At 75.0% G+C, this 14580-nt stretch carries 14 protein-coding genes and 1 pseudogene; 9 read left to right on the forward strand and 6 right to left on the reverse strand.

What is annotated here, in order from left to right:
• A partial coding sequence (locus tag HEQ75_RS25935; protein WP_168035030.1) for a LysR substrate-binding domain-containing protein occupies positions 1-879 on the reverse strand: 879 nt, incomplete at its 3' end.
• Positions 880-981: 102 nt separating this feature from the next.
• Here HEQ75_RS25935 and HEQ75_RS25940 point away from each other — a divergent pair.
• Genes HEQ75_RS25940 through catC form a run of 4 tightly spaced genes read left to right on the forward strand, consistent with a single transcriptional unit; the run spans position 982 to position 4080 of the window.
• Positions 982-1626, forward strand: a complete 645-nt coding sequence (locus HEQ75_RS25940; protein ID WP_168035031.1) for a dioxygenase family protein — start codon at positions 982-984, stop codon at positions 1624-1626.
• Between the two features lie 16 nt (positions 1627-1642).
• A complete protein-coding gene (locus tag HEQ75_RS25945) occupies positions 1643-2626 on the forward strand; it encodes a Bug family tripartite tricarboxylate transporter substrate binding protein (protein ID WP_168035032.1) in 984 nt (327 codons plus the stop codon).
• A gap of 9 nt (positions 2627-2635) precedes the next feature.
• Positions 2636-3817, forward strand: coding sequence for a muconate/chloromuconate family cycloisomerase (locus HEQ75_RS25950; RefSeq protein ID WP_168035033.1), 1182 nt, complete (start codon positions 2636-2638; stop codon positions 3815-3817).
• Positions 3802-4080, forward strand: a complete 279-nt coding sequence (catC, locus tag HEQ75_RS25955; protein ID WP_168035034.1) for a muconolactone Delta-isomerase — start codon at positions 3802-3804, stop codon at positions 4078-4080. Before HEQ75_RS25950 ends, catC begins: the two co-directional genes overlap by 16 nt.
• A gap of 132 nt (positions 4081-4212) precedes the next feature.
• Here catC and HEQ75_RS25960 read toward each other — a convergent pair whose 3' ends face one another.
• The gene (locus tag HEQ75_RS25960; protein ID WP_168035035.1) at positions 4213-5148 is read right to left on the reverse strand and encodes a LysR family transcriptional regulator; all 936 of its coding nucleotides are present in this window, start codon (positions 5146-5148) and stop codon (positions 4213-4215) included.
• A gap of 124 nt (positions 5149-5272) precedes the next feature.
• Here HEQ75_RS25960 and HEQ75_RS25965 point away from each other — a divergent pair, with 124 nt between their 5' ends.
• The 3 genes from HEQ75_RS25965 (at position 5273) to HEQ75_RS25975 (ending at position 7484) form a co-directional block, all read left to right on the forward strand.
• Positions 5273-5785: a nuclear transport factor 2 family protein gene (locus HEQ75_RS25965; RefSeq protein WP_168035036.1), complete on the forward strand. Its 513-nt coding sequence runs from the start codon at positions 5273-5275 to the stop codon at positions 5783-5785.
• A gap of 197 nt (positions 5786-5982) precedes the next feature.
• Positions 5983-6777, forward strand: a complete 795-nt coding sequence (locus HEQ75_RS25970) for an SDR family NAD(P)-dependent oxidoreductase (protein ID WP_168035037.1) — start codon at positions 5983-5985, stop codon at positions 6775-6777.
• 47 nt (positions 6778-6824) lie between these two features.
• Positions 6825-7484: a dioxygenase family protein gene (locus tag HEQ75_RS25975; protein ID WP_209318784.1), complete on the forward strand. Its 660-nt coding sequence runs from the start codon at positions 6825-6827 to the stop codon at positions 7482-7484.
• A gap of 62 nt (positions 7485-7546) precedes the next feature.
• Here HEQ75_RS25975 and HEQ75_RS25980 read toward each other — a convergent pair whose 3' ends face one another.
• Genes HEQ75_RS25980 through HEQ75_RS25990 form a run of 3 tightly spaced genes read right to left on the reverse strand, consistent with a single transcriptional unit; the run spans position 7547 to position 11380 of the window.
• Entirely contained in the window at positions 7547-8929 is a 1383-nt protein-coding gene (locus HEQ75_RS25980) for an alginate export family protein (RefSeq protein ID WP_168035039.1), read from the reverse strand.
• Positions 8926-10728, reverse strand: coding sequence for an amidohydrolase (locus tag HEQ75_RS25985; RefSeq protein ID WP_168035040.1), 1803 nt, complete (start codon positions 10726-10728; stop codon positions 8926-8928). The genes HEQ75_RS25980 and HEQ75_RS25985 overlap by 4 nt, the downstream gene beginning before the upstream one ends.
• Positions 10729-10741: 13 nt before the next feature.
• Positions 10742-11380 (reverse strand): YceI family protein, encoded by a 639-nt coding sequence (locus tag HEQ75_RS25990; protein WP_168035041.1) that lies wholly within the window; start codon positions 11378-11380, stop codon positions 10742-10744.
• Positions 11381-11706: 326 nt separating this feature from the next.
• Here HEQ75_RS25990 and wrbA point away from each other — a divergent pair.
• Positions 11707-12324: pseudogene (gene wrbA / locus HEQ75_RS25995) on the forward strand (NAD(P)H:quinone oxidoreductase).
• Between the two features lie 457 nt (positions 12325-12781).
• Here the strand turns inward: wrbA and HEQ75_RS26000 are convergent.
• Positions 12782-13666 carry an AraC family transcriptional regulator gene (locus tag HEQ75_RS26000; RefSeq protein WP_168035042.1) on the reverse strand — a complete coding sequence of 295 codons (885 nt, stop codon included), beginning with the start codon at positions 13664-13666 and terminating at the stop codon, positions 12782-12784.
• 298 nt (positions 13667-13964) lie between these two features.
• On the opposite strand from HEQ75_RS26000, the gene HEQ75_RS26005 reads away from it, so the two are divergent.
• A partial coding sequence (locus HEQ75_RS26005) for an alcohol dehydrogenase catalytic domain-containing protein (RefSeq protein ID WP_328734935.1) occupies positions 13965-14580 on the forward strand: 616 nt, incomplete at its 3' end.

Below are 14580 nucleotides of genomic sequence, written 5' to 3' on the forward strand. Positions count from 1 at the left end.
GCGGAACACCGCCGCGAAGGCCTGCGCCGCCGGGGCAGGCACGCCGCCGCGCCGCCAGAGCAGCGCCACGCGGCGCACCGGCGTCGGATCGCGCAGCCGCAGCAGCGTGGCGGGCAGGCCCGGCGGCACGCTGCGGTCCGAGAGCACGGTTGCGAGATCCGTCGCCGAGACGGTCGCGATCAGTCCGCCGATCGCGTCGATCTCCAGCGCCACCTCCGGCGGGCCGGCGCCGGCCTGTTCGAAGCAGCGCTCGATCAGCCGGCGCGTCGCGTAGCGCCCGCTCAGCAGCGCCAGCGGCACGCCCTGCAGCGCCCGCACCGGCAGCCGCGCGCCGCCGCGCGCGGCGCGCAGCAGCGGATGGCCGCGCCGCAGGATCAGCGCCAGCTCCTCCTCGAACAGGAACTCCGCCTCGGTGTCCTCGCGCAGCGGCGGCGCGAAGGCGATGCCGAGGTCGAGCGCGCCTTCCGCCACGCCGTCCTCGATGTCGCGCGCGGTGCCCTGCGGAGCGACCGCGACGGTGACGCCGGGATGCGCGGCTCGGAAGCGTGCCAGCGCGCGCGGCAGCAGCGTGGCGCTCAGCGTGTGGATCACGCCGAGCGCGAGCGTGCCGCGCGCCAGCCCTTCGAGTGCGGCGATGTCCTGGCGCGCCGCCGCCACCTCCGCCAGCGCGCGCGCGGCGCGCAGGCGCAGCGCCTCGCCGGCCGGGGTCAGCCGCAGGCCGCGATGCAGGCGTTCGAACAGCGGCGCGCCGACCTCCTCTTCCAGCTGGCGCAGCTGCTGGGAGAGCGTCGGCTGGCTGACATGCAGCGCCTCCGCCGCGCGGGTGACCTGGCCTTCGGCGGCGACGGCGAGGAAGTAGCGCAGATGCCGCAGCTCCATGGCTGCCATAGATAGCACCGATGGCACGCATAGGAACAAAGACTTTCACCTATGCCAACGCCGCTCGCAGATTGCCGCCGCCAGACCGAGGGACCGTCCAACATGCCAAACATGCCCTTCCTCTCCCGCCGCGCCGCGCTCGTCGCCGGCGCCGGCGCGCTGCTCGCCCCGGGCCTCGCCCGCGCGCAGGGGGCGGCCGGTTGCGTCCCGACCGGAGCCGACATCCTCGGCCCCTTCTTCCGCCCCGGCGCGCCCTTCCGCGCGAGCCTGGCGCCGGCCGGCGCGGCGGGCACCTGGCTCAGGCTCGGCGGCCGCGTGCTGGCGCCGGACTGCACGACGCCGCTCGCCAGCGTGGTGCTGGATGTCTGGCAGGCCGACCATGACGGCCACTACGACAATGCCGAGCCGGGCGCGGCCGACCCCGCCGGCGGCACGCGCTTCCGCGGCCGGCTGCGCACCGATGGCGAGGGCCGCTACGAACTGCGGACCATCCTGCCCGGCCGCTACCGGATCCCGCCCGGCCTGCCTGGCTTCGAGCGCTTCGCCGGCCAGGTGCGGCCCGCGCACATCCACCTGACGGCGGCGCACCCGCTGCTCGGCCCGCTGACCACGCAGATCTACTTCGAGGGGGACCCGCACATCGCGGAAGACCCCTGGGCGCGCCAGTCCCGCCAGGTGGTCGCGCTGCGCGACGCGGGGGCGGAAGGCGCCGCCGCCGCCTTCGACATCGTCCTCGGCCGCCCCTGATCCGGAGCACGCGCCGATGCGCCTCACCCGTCGCGCCTGGCTCGCCGCCGGCCTCGCCTCCCTCGTCGTGCCGCCCGCCCTCGCCCAGGCGAGCGGCGGCGCCGCCTGGCCGGCGCGCCCCGTGCGCGCTGTCGTGCCCTTCCCGCCGGGCGGCGCGATCGACGCGCTGGCCCGCGTCACCGCCGCGCGCCTGGCAGAGACGCTAGGCCAGCCCTTCGTGGTCGAGAACCGGCCCGGCGCGGGCGGCACCATCGGGAGCGCCGAGGTGGCGCGCGCCGCACCGGACGGCCACACGCTGCTCTGGGTCTCGACCGCCCATGCGGTAAACCCCGGCCTCTATCCGCGCCTGCCCTATGACGGGCTGGCCGATTTCGCGCCGGTGATGCAAGTGGCGCGCGTGCCGAACGTGCTGGTGGTGCGCGCCGACCTGCCGGCCGCGACGGTCGCGGAGTTCGCGGCCCTCGCGCGGCAGCGCAGCGGCGACGTCACCTATGCCTCCGCCGGGTCGGGGACGACGATCCACATCGCCGGCGAGCTCTTCACCGCGCGCACCGGCGTGCAGATGACCCACGTTCCCTATCGCGGCAGCGCGCCGGCGCTGCAGGACCTGCTGGCGGGCCGGGTGGATGCGATGTTCGACAGCCTGACCTCCGCCCTGCCGCAGATTCGCTCCGGCCGGCTCCGCGCGCTCGGCGTGACGACGGCCGAGCGCAGCACGCTGCTGCCGGAGGTGCCGACCATCGCCGAGGCCGGCGTCGCGGGCTACGCGATGGATCCCTGGTTCGGCCTGCTCGCCCCCGCCCGGACGCCCGACGCCGTGCTGGCGCGCATCGAGGGGACGCTCGCCGCGGCGCTGGCCGAGCCCGCGACGCGCGACCGTCTCCTCGCCGTCGGGCTAGAGCCGATCGCGCTAGGCCGCGCTGGCTTCGCCGCGGTGCTGGCGCGCGAGACGGCGGAGTGGACCGCCTTCGTGCGTCAGGCCGGGATCCGGGTGGAGTAGCCGCGCGCCATGCCCGACATCGCGATCGCGGTGACGGCCGGCCTGAAGCGCGACCTCGCCGTGCGGCGCATCCGCAGCACGATCGTGGACGTGCCGACGCGGCGCCGCCACAAGCTTTCCTCCCTTTCAGTCACGGCGCAAAGCTACGTGATCGTCGAGGTCCTGCTGGAGAACGGCGCGGAGGGCGTGGGCGAGGCCGCGACCCTCGGCGGCCCGCGCTGGAGCGAGGAGAGCGTCGAGGCCATCAAGGCCAACATCGACGCGCACCTGGCCCCGGCGCTGATCGGCCAGCCCGCCGACCGCTTCGAGGCCGCGGCGGCACGGATGGACGCGGCGGCGCGGCGCAACAACGCGGCCAAGGCGGCGATCGAGACGGCGCTGCTCGACGCCGTGGGGAAGACGCTCGGCCTGCCGGTCGCGGCGCTCTTGGGCGGCGCGGCGCGGGAGAGCTTCCCGGTGCTCTGGACGCTCGCCTCCGGCGATCCAGGCCAGGAGATCGAGGAGGCTGAGGCCAAGCTCGCCGCGCGGCTGCACCGGACCTTCAAGGTCAAGATCGGCGCGCAGGCGCCGGAGGCCGACCTCGCGCGGCTCGGGCGCATCGCGCGCGCGCTCGGCGACCGCGCGGCGCTGATCGTGGATGCCAACCAGGCCTGGGACGAGACCACCGCGATCCGCTGCCTGCCGGCGCTGGCCGGGCTCGGCGTGCGGCTGGTGGAACAGCCGCTGCCGGCCTGGAACGTCGCGGGGCTCGGCCGGCTGCGCGCGCGCGGCGCGGTGCCGCTGCTGGCCGACGAAAGCGTGTTCACCGCGCACGACATGCTGGAGGTGGCGCGCCAGGCCGCCGCCGACGCGGTCTCGCTGAAGCTCGTCAAGCATGGCGGGCTGCTGAACCTGAAGCGCGTGGCGGGCGTGGCGGAAGCCGCGGGCATCGGCCTCTACGGCGGCTGCCTGCTGGAGAGCTCGATCGGCGCGGCGGCGCATCTGAACGCCTTCGCCACGCTGCGGGAGCTGGGCTGGGGCTGCGAGCATTTCGGCCCGCAAATCCTGGCCGACGACCTGGTGACGGAGCCGCTGCGCTTCGAGGACTTCCATGTCCGCCTGCCTTCCGGCCCGGGCCTCGGCGTGACGCTCGACCGGGACCGGCTGCGGCGCTACGCGCGCGACAAGGAGGAGCCGTGCTCTACTGCGTGACGATGGAGGTGCGGATCCCGCACGACATGGACCTGGAGCGGCTCGAGCGGCTGAAGGCGGAGGAGCGGGCGCGCGCGCAGGAGCTGCAGCGCGCCGGCAGCTGGCGCCACCTGTGGCGGGTCGCGGGGCGCTACGCCAATGTCAGCATCTTCGACGTGGCCGACCATGACGAGCTGCACGCGATACTCTCCACGCTGCCGCTGTTCCCCTTCATGGACATCGCGGTGACGCCGCTCGCGCGGCATCCCTCGGCGATCGACTGATACCGAGCGCACGAAGGGTTCACCTTCGTGCCCTCAGGCGCCGGCGCTTCGCTTCGCCGCATAAGCGGCGGGCCGCAATCGCGGGCTCGGCCAGCTTCACTGGCCGCAGGTCAATCCTTACTGCGTCGGGTATCAGGCGGCGGCGCGCGGCGCGGCCTGGGCAGCGGCGAGCACGCGACGCACGGTCCGCAACGCCGCAGCGACCGCCGGCCGTGCGGCCTCGCGCCGCCAGGCCAGCAGCAGGCCGGGCGCCGGCGCGTCCGGCGCCATGGGGCGCAGCGCGAGGCCGGGTACCTCCGCCGCGCTGCCCGGCATCAGGAAGCCGATGCCCGCGCCGGCCAGGACGAGCGCCGTGACCTCGGCCGGCGCCATGGCCACGGGGCCGAGACGTGGCTCGAAGCCGGCGCGCCGGCAGGCCTCCACGATCGCCGCGTGCAGCAGCGGGCCGCGGTCCGGGGGGAACAGAATCAGGCTTTCCCCCGCCAGCGCGGCGAGCGGGATCTCGCGCCGGCGCGCCAGGGGGTGCCCGGCCGGCAGGCAGGCCAGCGCGGGCTCCTCCACGAGCGGCAGCGTGGCGAGCGCGGGGTCCTCCACCGGCCCGGCCAGCACCGCAAGGTCGAGGCGTCCGGCGCGCAGGCCATCCGCCAGCGTGTCGCTCCAGCCTTCGGAGATGCGGAGCTCCGGCGCGCGGCGCCCGGCCCGCCAGGCGCGCAGCAGCGCCGGCACCGGCCCGCGCAACGCCCCGGCGCTCAGGCCGAGGTTCAGCACCGGAGCGCCGAGCCCCGCCGCCTCCCGCGCCGCCGCGACGGCCTGCGACGCGGCCTCCAGCGCCTGCCGCGACGCCGTCGCCAGCGCCGCGCCGGCCGGGGTTGCGCGCACGCCGCCGCGGGAGCGTTCGAAGAGCGGCGCTCCCACCAGCGCCTCGATCCGCCGCAGGCTCTGGCTGACGCCGGGCTGGGTGGTGTTCAGCCGTCGCGCGGCGCGGCCGAAATGCAGCTCCTCCGCCAGCACCAGCACGGTGCGGAGTTGGCGCAGCTCGATCGGGGGCGGGGGCGGCAGGGTCTGCATCGGCGGGCTTCGATAACGCAGCGTGATGAGGGCAGTGCCGGGCGTGATTTCAACCGCGCCGACCCGACGCCCAACTGCGCGGACGAGGCCAGGGACTGGCCGCAACCGACAGGACGGGACCACCATGCACATCGCACGCCGCAACACCGTCATCGCCGCCGCGGGCCTCGCCGCCGCGGGCATCGGCCTGGGGGCCGGGCCCGCCGCGGCGCGGGCCGGCGATGCCGCGACGCTCGCCGCCCACCTGCTCGACGCCTTCACGCGGCGCGACCTGCCCGCGCTGGTGGCGGCGATGGCGCCGGCGGTCGTCGTGGAACAGCCCTACCAGCTTCCCGGGCAGCCCGACCGCTTCGAGGGCCGCGCGGCTGTGGAGGCCTTCTTCGCCCGCCTCTTCGAGCAGTTCTCGGCCGCCCGCTTCGTCGGCACGCCGCGCATCAGCCCGTTCGCCGATGGCCGCGGCGTGGTGGTGGAGACGAGCGGCGACTTCGTGCTGGCCGGCAGCGGGCGCCCCTACCGCAACCGCTACGTCTTCGTCCTCGAACTGGACGCGGCGGGGCGGGTCGCGGCATTCCGCGAGTATTTCAACCCGCTGGCCGTCGCGGAGATCGTCGGCCTGCGGCTCGCCGAGGCGCGCTGACGCGCCGGCCAACGGCGCGCCGCGCGCCAAGGTGGCCCCGCCGCGCGCCGATTGCCAATCGCCGCGCCCGGTCGCGATCGTCACGCGTGGTGATTTCCGCCACGGCGGCGGTCCGGCCACAAGGCGCGCAACAGGCCGTCCGGTCGGCCGCGGCCGTGCCGGGCCGCGTCCCGGCGCGGCGCACCGGAGCATCGCAGATGGATATCGACCTCTCCCGCCGCACCGCCATCGTCACCGGCTCGACCGCCGGCATCGGCTTCGCGGCCGCTGTCGAACTCGCCCGGCTCGGGGCGCGCGTCGTCGTCAACGGGCGCGACGCGCAGGCCACCGCCGCCGCGCTGGATCGGCTGCGCCGCCTCGTCCCCGGGGCGGAGGGCCTCGCCGTCGCGGCCGATCTCGGCACCGCCGCCGGCGCGGCGGCGCTGGTCGAGGCCGTGCCCAAGGCCGACATCCTGGTGAACAATGTCGGCATCTACGAGCCGAAGCCCGCGCTCGAGATTCCTGACGAGGACTGGATGCGCCTCTTCGAGGTGAACGTGATGAGCGGGGTTCGCCTGTCGCGCGCCTACATGCCGGGCATGATGGCGCGGCGCTGGGGCCGCGTCGTCTTCGTCTCGAGCGAGTCGGCGCTGCAGATCCCGGTCGAGATGGTGCATTACGGGCTGACCAAGACCGCGCAGCTCGCGCTCTCCCGCGGCCTCGCCGAGACGGCGGCCGGCACCGGCGTGACGGTGAACGCCGTGCTGCCGGGGCCGACGCGGACCGAGGGGGTGCGCGGCTTCCTCGCGAAGATGGCCGCTGACCAGGGGGTCACCGAGGCCGAGGTGGAGGCTGCCTTCATCCGCGAGAACCGCCCCTCCTCGCTGATCGGCCGCTTCGCGACGCCGGAGGAAGTGGCGGCGATGATTGCCTATGTCTGCTCGCCGGCGGCCTCCGCGACCAGCGGGGCGGCGCTGCGCGTGGATGGCGGCGTGGTGCGCGCCGCGGCGTGAGACAGGCCGGCCGATCCATGCGAGTCACTTCGACACAGGAGCTTCCCGTGCCGCCATCCGCCGCCACACGCCCCCGCCGCCGCCTGCTGCTGGCAAGCGCCTCCGCCGCCCTTGCCACGCCCTGGCTGGGCGGCATCGCGGGCGCGCAGCCGGCCGCGGCACTCGTGCCGACCCCTCGCCAGACCCCCGGCCCCTACTATCCGGTGGACTGGACCGGCGACGCGGACGGCGATCTCGTCCGCGTCACGGGAACCGACGCCGCGGCGCAGGGCGTGGTGACGCATCTGCGCGGGCGGGTGCTGGATGCGCAGGGCGCGCCGGTTGCGGGCGCGGTGGTCGAGATCTGGCAGTGCGACGCCTTCGGCCGCTACCGCCACCCGCGCGACCGCCAGGACGGGCGCGACCCGGGCTTCCAGGGCCGCGGGCGCGTGCAGGCCGCCGCCGACGGCAGCTATGCCTTCCGGACCATCCGCCCGGTGGCCTATCCGGGCCGCACGCCGCACATCCACGCCGCGGTCGCGGCGTCAGGCCGCGCGCCGCTGGTCACGCAGTTCTACGTCGAGGGCGAGCCGCTGAACGCCCGCGACGGCCTGTTCAACGCGGTGCGGGACGCCCGCCAGCGCGAGGCGCTGATGCTGCGGCTGGACCGAGCCGACGCGATCGAGACCGGGGCGCTGCTGGCAGTGCGCGACATCGTGCTGGCCTAGCAGCGTGATCGCCGGAGGGGAGCGTGGCGGATCATGGTCTCGCCGCGCTCGCCCGGGACGGATCAGAACCGCAGGCTCACCTCGGCGCCCACGAAGGTCGCGTCCCGCCCGCCGGAGGCGGTCACGGCCGGGCCGGCGTCGAAGCGCACGATCTCAAGGCTCAGATCCACACCACGCGCCAGCCGGTGCTCGAGCCGCGCCTGCGCGTAGCTGCCGATGCGTCGGCCGCCGCCATTGCCCGCCGTGCCGGCGACCGGCTGGAAGGGCTGCGCATAGACCGCATCCTGCTCCGTCTGCCGCCACAGCCAGCCATGGCCGACCAACAGCCGCGTCTGTGGCCCCGGCGCCAGGGTCAGGACCGGCTTGAGATGCGCCAGGTTCGAGAAGCCGGTGTACCCGGCGTCCGAGAAGTTCGCGCCGCGCGGAAACAGCGGGTTGAAGGTGCCGAGCCGACGGTCGCGCGGATCCTCGTCGCCCGAGGCGAGGTCCATCTGCAGCCCGAAGCGCGGCGTCCAGGGCAGCGAGGCCGCGCGGTAGCCCGCGGTGCCGGCCAGCGCCCAGCCGCGCACGTCCTGGCCGCCGAACGCGCCGGACTGGAACTGCCCCTCGAGGTCGCCGTCGAAGCCCGCCGCGGCGAAGGTCGCGCGCAGGCCGAGCACGTCGCGCCGCTCGTCCGCGACCACGCCGCGGAAGCGCGCGCCGTCTCGCTCGTACCGGTAGCCGTAGAGGCTGCCGCCGAAGGGTGAGCCGAGCAGCCCCGTGGCTTCCACCCGCAGGCCCGCAAAGCGGATGTCCTCGTTGCCGCGGTCGTCGAAGACATGGCGGTCGAGGTTCTGCACCGGCTGCGCGCCGAAGGCCGTCAGCCGCCAGCCCGGCGCGGTCCAGTCCATGCGGCCGCCGTCGAAGGCCTGGCGGATGTTCGGGCCGTTGCGCACGGTGACGAAGCGCTGCGCATCGAAGCCGAATTCCTGCCGCCCGACCCGCAGCCGCAACTCGCCCTCGCCGACCGGCGGCAGGACCTCCAGGAAGGCCTGCTGCAGGTCGAGCTGGCTCTCGTCGGTCGGCGCCAGCGGATCGCGCCGGCCGGCGACGATGTGGCTGCCGAGCTCGACGAAGGCGCGCAGGGACTCCCCCGCGCGCAGGTCGGCATGCAGCAGCAGCCGCGTCATCAGCGCGTCGTCCGCGGTGCGCCGCGGCGCATAGGGCGACATCGGCCGCTCATAGGTGGCGCGCGCCTGGCCGCCGAAGGAGAGCACGAGGCCGTCGCCGAGCTCGAGGTGCTTCAGGCGCGCCACCGGGTCGCCGGCCCGCGCCCGTTCCGCCAGTCCGCGGTAGTCCTCCTCCCAGCGGAAGAGCCGCGGCGGCGGCAGGTCGGAGGCGAAGGCCGGGGCGGTCGCGGCCGTGCCGACCAGCACGGCCAGCGCCGCACCCGGCAGGCCCCTCACGACGCCCGCCAGAAGCCGCCGAAGCGGTTCACCGGCGACCAGTCGGGCCGGAGCGCGGGCAGCGGCGCCAGCAGCGCGGCGTGCTCGCCGGCGGCGAAGCCCACGCGCCCGCCGACCACGGTCAGCACGCTCTCGATGGCGCGGATCTCGGCCGCCGGCACCGTGAAGTAGTCGCGGTCGAGCACGGAGAAATCCGCCAGCAGCCCGGGCGCGATGCGGCCCTTGCGGCCCTCCTCGGCGGAGAACCAGCCATTGTCCGTCCACAGCCGCAGCGCCGTGTGCCGGTCCAGCACCGTGCGCTCCGACAGCAGCGGCGTGCCGCCGAGGCCACGCCCCGTGACCAGCCATTCCAGGCAGAGCCAGGGATTGTAGGAGGAGACGCGCGACATGTCCGTCCCCGCGCCGACCGGCAGCCCCATCTCCAGCATCCGGCGCAGCGGCGGCGCCTGCTCGGCCTGCGCGGCGCCGTAGCGCGCGAGGAACTCGCGCTCCTGGAAGGCGATGCGGTTCTGGATGGCGATACCGCCGCCCATCCGCGCGATGCGCTCCATGTTCCGCTGCGACAGTGTCTCGCCGTGGTCCACGATCCAGCGCAGCCCGTCGATCGGCGTGTCGCGATGCACGCGCTCCAGCACGTCGAGGTGCCGGCCCACCGTCTCGTCATAGGTGGCGTGGAAGCGGAAGGACCAGCCGCGCGAGACTAGCAGCCGCACGACCGGCTCGAGGTCGCCCTCGGCGCGCGCCGGCGGGATCACCTGCGGGCGGTCGAAGATCTCGAAGTCGTAGATCGAGCGCACCAGCATCTCGCCGCCGCCGATCAGGCGCAGCCAGTCATCGCCCTCGCGCGGGCGGTAGCGCTCGGTCCAGGCACGGAAATCCTCGAGCTCGCGGCCCGGGCGCTGGATGAAGGTGGAGACGCCGAGCCGCACCGTCATCTCGCCGCGCCGGCGCAGATCCTCGATCGCCGAATAGTCGTCGGGCCAGGACTGGTAGCCGCCGCCGCAATCGAGCGAGGAGGTGATGGCCAGCCGGTTCAGCTCCCGCATGAAATGGCGCGTCGAGATCAGCGCATCGGCGTCGTCCAGCCGCGGCCCCTTGTAGAGCGTGTCGTAGAGGATGAGCGCGGAGGGGCTGCCGAGCAGCAGCCCCGTCGGCTGGCGGTCCGGCCCGCGCTCGATCGTGCCCTCGGGCCAGGCATTGTCGGGCGTGTCGCGGGTGATGTTCAGCGCGCGCAGCGCGGCGCGGTTGAGGAAGGCGCCGACATAGAGGTTCAGCACGAAGACCGGCGTGTCGGGCGCGATGGCATTGAGCTCGTCGAGCGTCGGGTGGCGGCGCTCGTCGCCGAACTGCCAGGGCGAGTAGCCGCCGACCACGCGCACCCACTGGCCGGGCGGCGTGCGCGCCACCATCTCGCGCAGCCGCGCCATGGCTTCCGCGAAGCTCGGGATGCCGTCCCAGCGCAGCTCCAGCGCGTAGTTCAGCCCGCCGCGCACGGTGTGGGTGTGCGTGTCGTTGAGGCCCGGGATGACGCGCCGGCCGCCGGCATCCACACGCCGCGTGGCGGGCCCGGCGAGCGGCAGGATCTCGGCATCCGTGCCGACCGCGGTGAAGGCGCCGTCGCGCAGCGCGAAGGCGGTCGCGTCGGGCCGGGCGCGGTCCATCGTCGTGACGCGGCCGTTGAAGACCACCATGTCGGGCGGCGCGGCCTGCGCGACGGCGATGCGCGCGGGCAGGCCGAGCGCGAGCGCGGCGCCGGCCGCGAGGCCGCCCGCGGCGCGGCGGGTGATGTCGGTCGTCATGGCGTGCTGCTCCTCAGTTCCGGCGGAGGAACTCGGCCTCGACGAGGATCTCGACCTCGTCGCCGATGTTCGGCACCAGGAAGCCCATGCCGAAGGCGGAGCGCCGGAGCGTGGCGCGGCCCGAGAAGCCGAGCGCGGCGACCTTCTCGATCGGGTGCTCGGCGAAGCTGCCGTTGAAGCGCACCTCCATCTCGACCGGCCGCGTGACCCCGAGCAGCGTCAGGTCGCCGCGCATGCGGGCGGTGCGCGCGCCGGTCATCTCGATGCTGCGCGAGACGTAGCCGATGCGCGGATGCGCGCCGGCGTTCAGGAAGTTCGCGTCGCGCGCGATCTCGGCGTCGAAATCCTTCGGGCCGACGAAGTCGGTGCGCACGGAGAGCGGGTCGATCGCGACCGAGAGCCGGCTCTGCGTCGGCTGCGCGGCGTCGAAGTCGAGCGTCGCGTCGAAGCGCGTGAAGCGGGCGGTGTACTGGGAAAGACCCCAGTGATTGAGCCGCCAAGTGACGGAGGCATGCGCGGGATCGATCGCGTAGCGCCCGCTCGGCGCGGCGACCTCGACCGGCTGCGCACGCGGCGCGGCGAGTGGCAGCAGGGCGAGCGCCGCGGCGGCGATCGCGGCGCGGCGGCTGGCGTGAAGAAGCGTTCGGAGCATGGCGGCCTGGGTCCCGGAGCTGGTGTGGCGACGACCTAGCCGGCTGGACGCCGCGGCCTCTTCCAGACCTGCAACGGCGATTGCCCTGGCTTGCTTCCGGGCTCACCGCACCCCGGCACGCCGCCGGCGCGGCGCGGCAAGATCCGGCAAGGCAGCGCCACCGCGCGAAGGCGCCGCTCGCGCGGCGCCGTGTAGGCCCCGTCCCGGCGGCAGGCCTGCCCGCGCATCATCCGCCCGGCTGCTGATGATCATTCGTCCCGCCGCATGGCGGTCGCAGGCGGCGTGCCTCTACGGACGTCCGCACGCAACCGGACAGGGGTTCCCCGATGGCCCGCGTGCTCGTGCTCTACTATTCCTCCTACGGCCACATCGAGACGATGGCGCATGCCGTTGCCGAAGGCGCGCGCGCGGCCGACGCCGAGGTGGACGTCAAGCGCGTCCCCGAACTCGTGCCGGAACAGGTGGCCCGCGCCTCCGGCTATAAGCTCGACCAGGCTGCGCCGATCGCGACGGTGGACGAGCTGCCCGGCTATGACGCGATCATCTTCGGCAGCGGCACGCGCTTCGGCAGCGTGACCTCGCAGCTGCGCAATTTCATCGACCAGGCCGGCGGGCTCTGGGCGCGCGGCGCGCTGAACGGCAAGGTGGGCGCGGTCTTCACCTCCTCCGCCACCCAGCATGGCGGGCAGGAGAGCACGATCCTCGGCTACCTGCCGACGCTGATGCATCTCGGCATGATCGCGGTCGGGCTGCCCTATGCCTTCCAGGGCTAGATGGGCGTCACCGAGGTGATGGGGAACAGCCCATACGGCGCCTCCACCATCACCCACGCGAATGGCAGCCGCCAGCCTACCGCCGTAGAACTCGAGGGCGCGCGCTTCCAGGTCGGCTATGTCGCGAAGGTGGCCGCGGCGGTGAAGTCTGGCGGGCCGCTCTTCGGCTGATCCCGGCCGCAACCGCCGGCACCCGGTGCCGCGGTGCAAGGGCGCTGCCGCGGGAGGTGGCCTGGGCTGTGACCGGCCGGAGGTTGCGGATGCCGTGCGTGGCGGATGCGTGCGCGCATGGGCGCTCGGCGTTCGGGTGGCGGGGAGGCTGTCCTCGGAAGCGTCCCGCCACCAGCCGATCGCCCGGCCGCCGCGGAAGACGCCGCCGGTCCGCCCGACGGGATCGCGGCGCAGCAGCGGCAGCAGTGCCGCCGTGACGCGCCAGGCGCCGAGCAGGTTGGTCTCGAGCATCTCGCACACCACGCCCTCGACATCGGCCGTCGCCGCGCGGATCACGCCCCAGCCGCGCGCGGCAAGCTGCCGGCCGGTCTCGAGGCCGAGGCCGCGACTCGCCCCGGTGACGAGCGCCCAGCCGGGCATCCGGCCCATCCGGTCGGGCACGGGGATGCCTGCCCGGTCACGCGCGGTGCTCGCGCCGGTAGCGGCTCGGCGTGGTGCCGAGGCGCTTGCGGAACAGCGTCGCGAGCTGGCCCGGATCGTCGTAGCCGACGGCCGCGGCGATCTCCGTCACCGGCAGCTCGGTCGCCAGCAGCAGCTCGGCCGCACGCGCGACGCGGCGCGCAAGCTGCCAGCGCTGCGGCGGCAGGCCGGTGCTCTCCCGGAAGGCGCGGCAGAAATGCCAGGGCGAGAGCCCGACCAGCGCGGCCAGCTCGGCGAGCCCGAGATCCTCCGCCAGCCTGTCCTCGATCGCCGCCTGCACGCGCTTCAGCTGCCATGGCGCGAGCCCGCCGCGCGCCGGCTTCGGCACCTGGCCCGCAGCGCGCAGGAGCGCGCCCATGATCGCGATCGTCGCGCCCTCCGCATAGAGGCGCGACGCCGCATCCGCCTCGCCCGCCTCCGCCCAGAGCCGGTCGAGCAGCGCCACCAGATGCGCATCCTCGAGCCCGCCGCGGTGGAGCCGGCCGAAGTCGAAGGGGTCGCGCCCCGGCCGCGCCGCCTCGAGCTGCGGGCGGATCAGCGCCGCCGGGAAGCAGACGCTGCGGATCACGTGCGGGACATCGACCTGGATCGTCGTGGCGGTGGCGGGGGGAACGGGGAAGACCGCGCCGGCCGGGCTGTTCGCCTCGAAACGTCCCGCCCCGAAATCGCTGCGGTGGCGGATCCCGGACGAGACGGTGCGGATCAGCACCAGGTCGGACGCCGGCGGGTCCGACATGTCGCCGGCCGGCTGCGCCGCCTCGAACATCGCGGCCGAGGCGAAGGCAGCCCGCTTCTCGCGCAGATAGGGCGCGAGGCGGCCGCGCTCATACCAGTCGATGTAGCCCTGCAGCGCCGCGGTCATGGCGGCGTCACGCCTCGCCCGGCGGCGCCCGGACGCGGCGCTGTGGCATCGGATCGGCGGGCGCAGCGCATCACGATCGCTCCGTCAGAGGGAGAGGTGGCCGGCCGACGGGACGCAGGCCGCCGGTGCTCCCGGTTACCAAGCCTCGTGGCAGGGTGCAGCATCCGTAATGTAACCAGGCCGGCCGGACCGCAGCCAACCGCAAGATGGCCCGCTTCGCCGCAACCCCGCCCGATCCCCGCGCTGGCGCAGGGCCGAGACTGCCCTTCACGCATGGCCGGAGGAGCGGCGGGGGCCCATGACGCTGGATCGCGTCGTGCTCAGCACGGCGTCAGGCATGGTCGTGCGGCTGGCGACGCGCGCGGCGCGCGAGCCGATGCCGGGCGAGGTGGAGGTCGCGGTGCGCGCCGCGGCCATCGGGCGCGACGACGCGCTGCTCGCGCTCGGTCGCGATGCCCCGCCGCTGCCGCGGCCGCTGGTGCCGGGGAGCGACCTGGCCGGCGTGGTGCTGCGCTCGGCGCATCCGCGCTGGCGCCGCGGTGACGATGTCGTGATGACCGGCCACGGGCTCGGCCGCGGACCGGAGGGCGGCTGGGCGGAGCGCACCTGCGTGCCGGGTGCCCTGCTGCTGCCGCTGCCGCCGGGCCTCTCGCATGAGGAGGCGGCGGTGATCGGCACGCCCGGGCTCGCCGCGATGCGCGCGGCGGAGGTGCTGGACGAGGCCGGCATCCCGCCCGAGGCCGGCGCCGTTCTGGTGACGGGCGCGAGCGGCGGCCTCGGCACGCTGGCCGTGCTGGCGCTGCGCAGCCTGGAGTATCGCGTCGTCGCGCTGACGCGGCGGCCGGCGCTGGCGCCGTGGCTGGCCGGGCTCGGCGCGGCGGAGACCTGGCCGCTCGGCGCGCTGCGCGAGGCCG

The organism is Falsiroseomonas selenitidurans (assembly GCF_012103215.1).
Taxonomy (GTDB): Bacteria; Pseudomonadota; Alphaproteobacteria; order Acetobacterales; family Acetobacteraceae; genus Falsiroseomonas; species Falsiroseomonas selenitidurans.

Coding starts and splice junctions, on each gene's coding strand:
- HEQ75_RS25940 (WP_168035031.1), top strand. CDS start 982: ATGCCAAACATGCCCTTCCTCTCCCGCCGCGCCGCGCTCGTCGCCGGC.
- HEQ75_RS25945 (WP_168035032.1), top strand. CDS start 1,643: ATGCGCCTCACCCGTCGCGCCTGGCTCGCCGCCGGCCTCGCCTCCCTC.
- HEQ75_RS25950 (WP_168035033.1), top strand. CDS start 2,636: ATGCCCGACATCGCGATCGCGGTGACGGCCGGCCTGAAGCGCGACCTC.
- HEQ75_RS25960 (WP_168035035.1), bottom strand. CDS start 5,148: ATGCAGACCCTGCCGCCCCCGCCCCCGATCGAGCTGCGCCAACTCCGC.
- HEQ75_RS25965 (WP_168035036.1), top strand. CDS start 5,273: ATGCACATCGCACGCCGCAACACCGTCATCGCCGCCGCGGGCCTCGCC.
- HEQ75_RS25970 (WP_168035037.1), top strand. CDS start 5,983: ATGGATATCGACCTCTCCCGCCGCACCGCCATCGTCACCGGCTCGACC.
- HEQ75_RS25985 (WP_168035040.1), bottom strand. CDS start 10,728: ATGACGACCGACATCACCCGCCGCGCCGCGGGCGGCCTCGCGGCCGGC.
- HEQ75_RS25990 (WP_168035041.1), bottom strand. CDS start 11,380: ATGCTCCGAACGCTTCTTCACGCCAGCCGCCGCGCCGCGATCGCCGCC.
- HEQ75_RS26000 (WP_168035042.1), bottom strand. CDS start 13,666: ATGACCGCGGCGCTGCAGGGCTACATCGACTGGTATGAGCGCGGCCGC.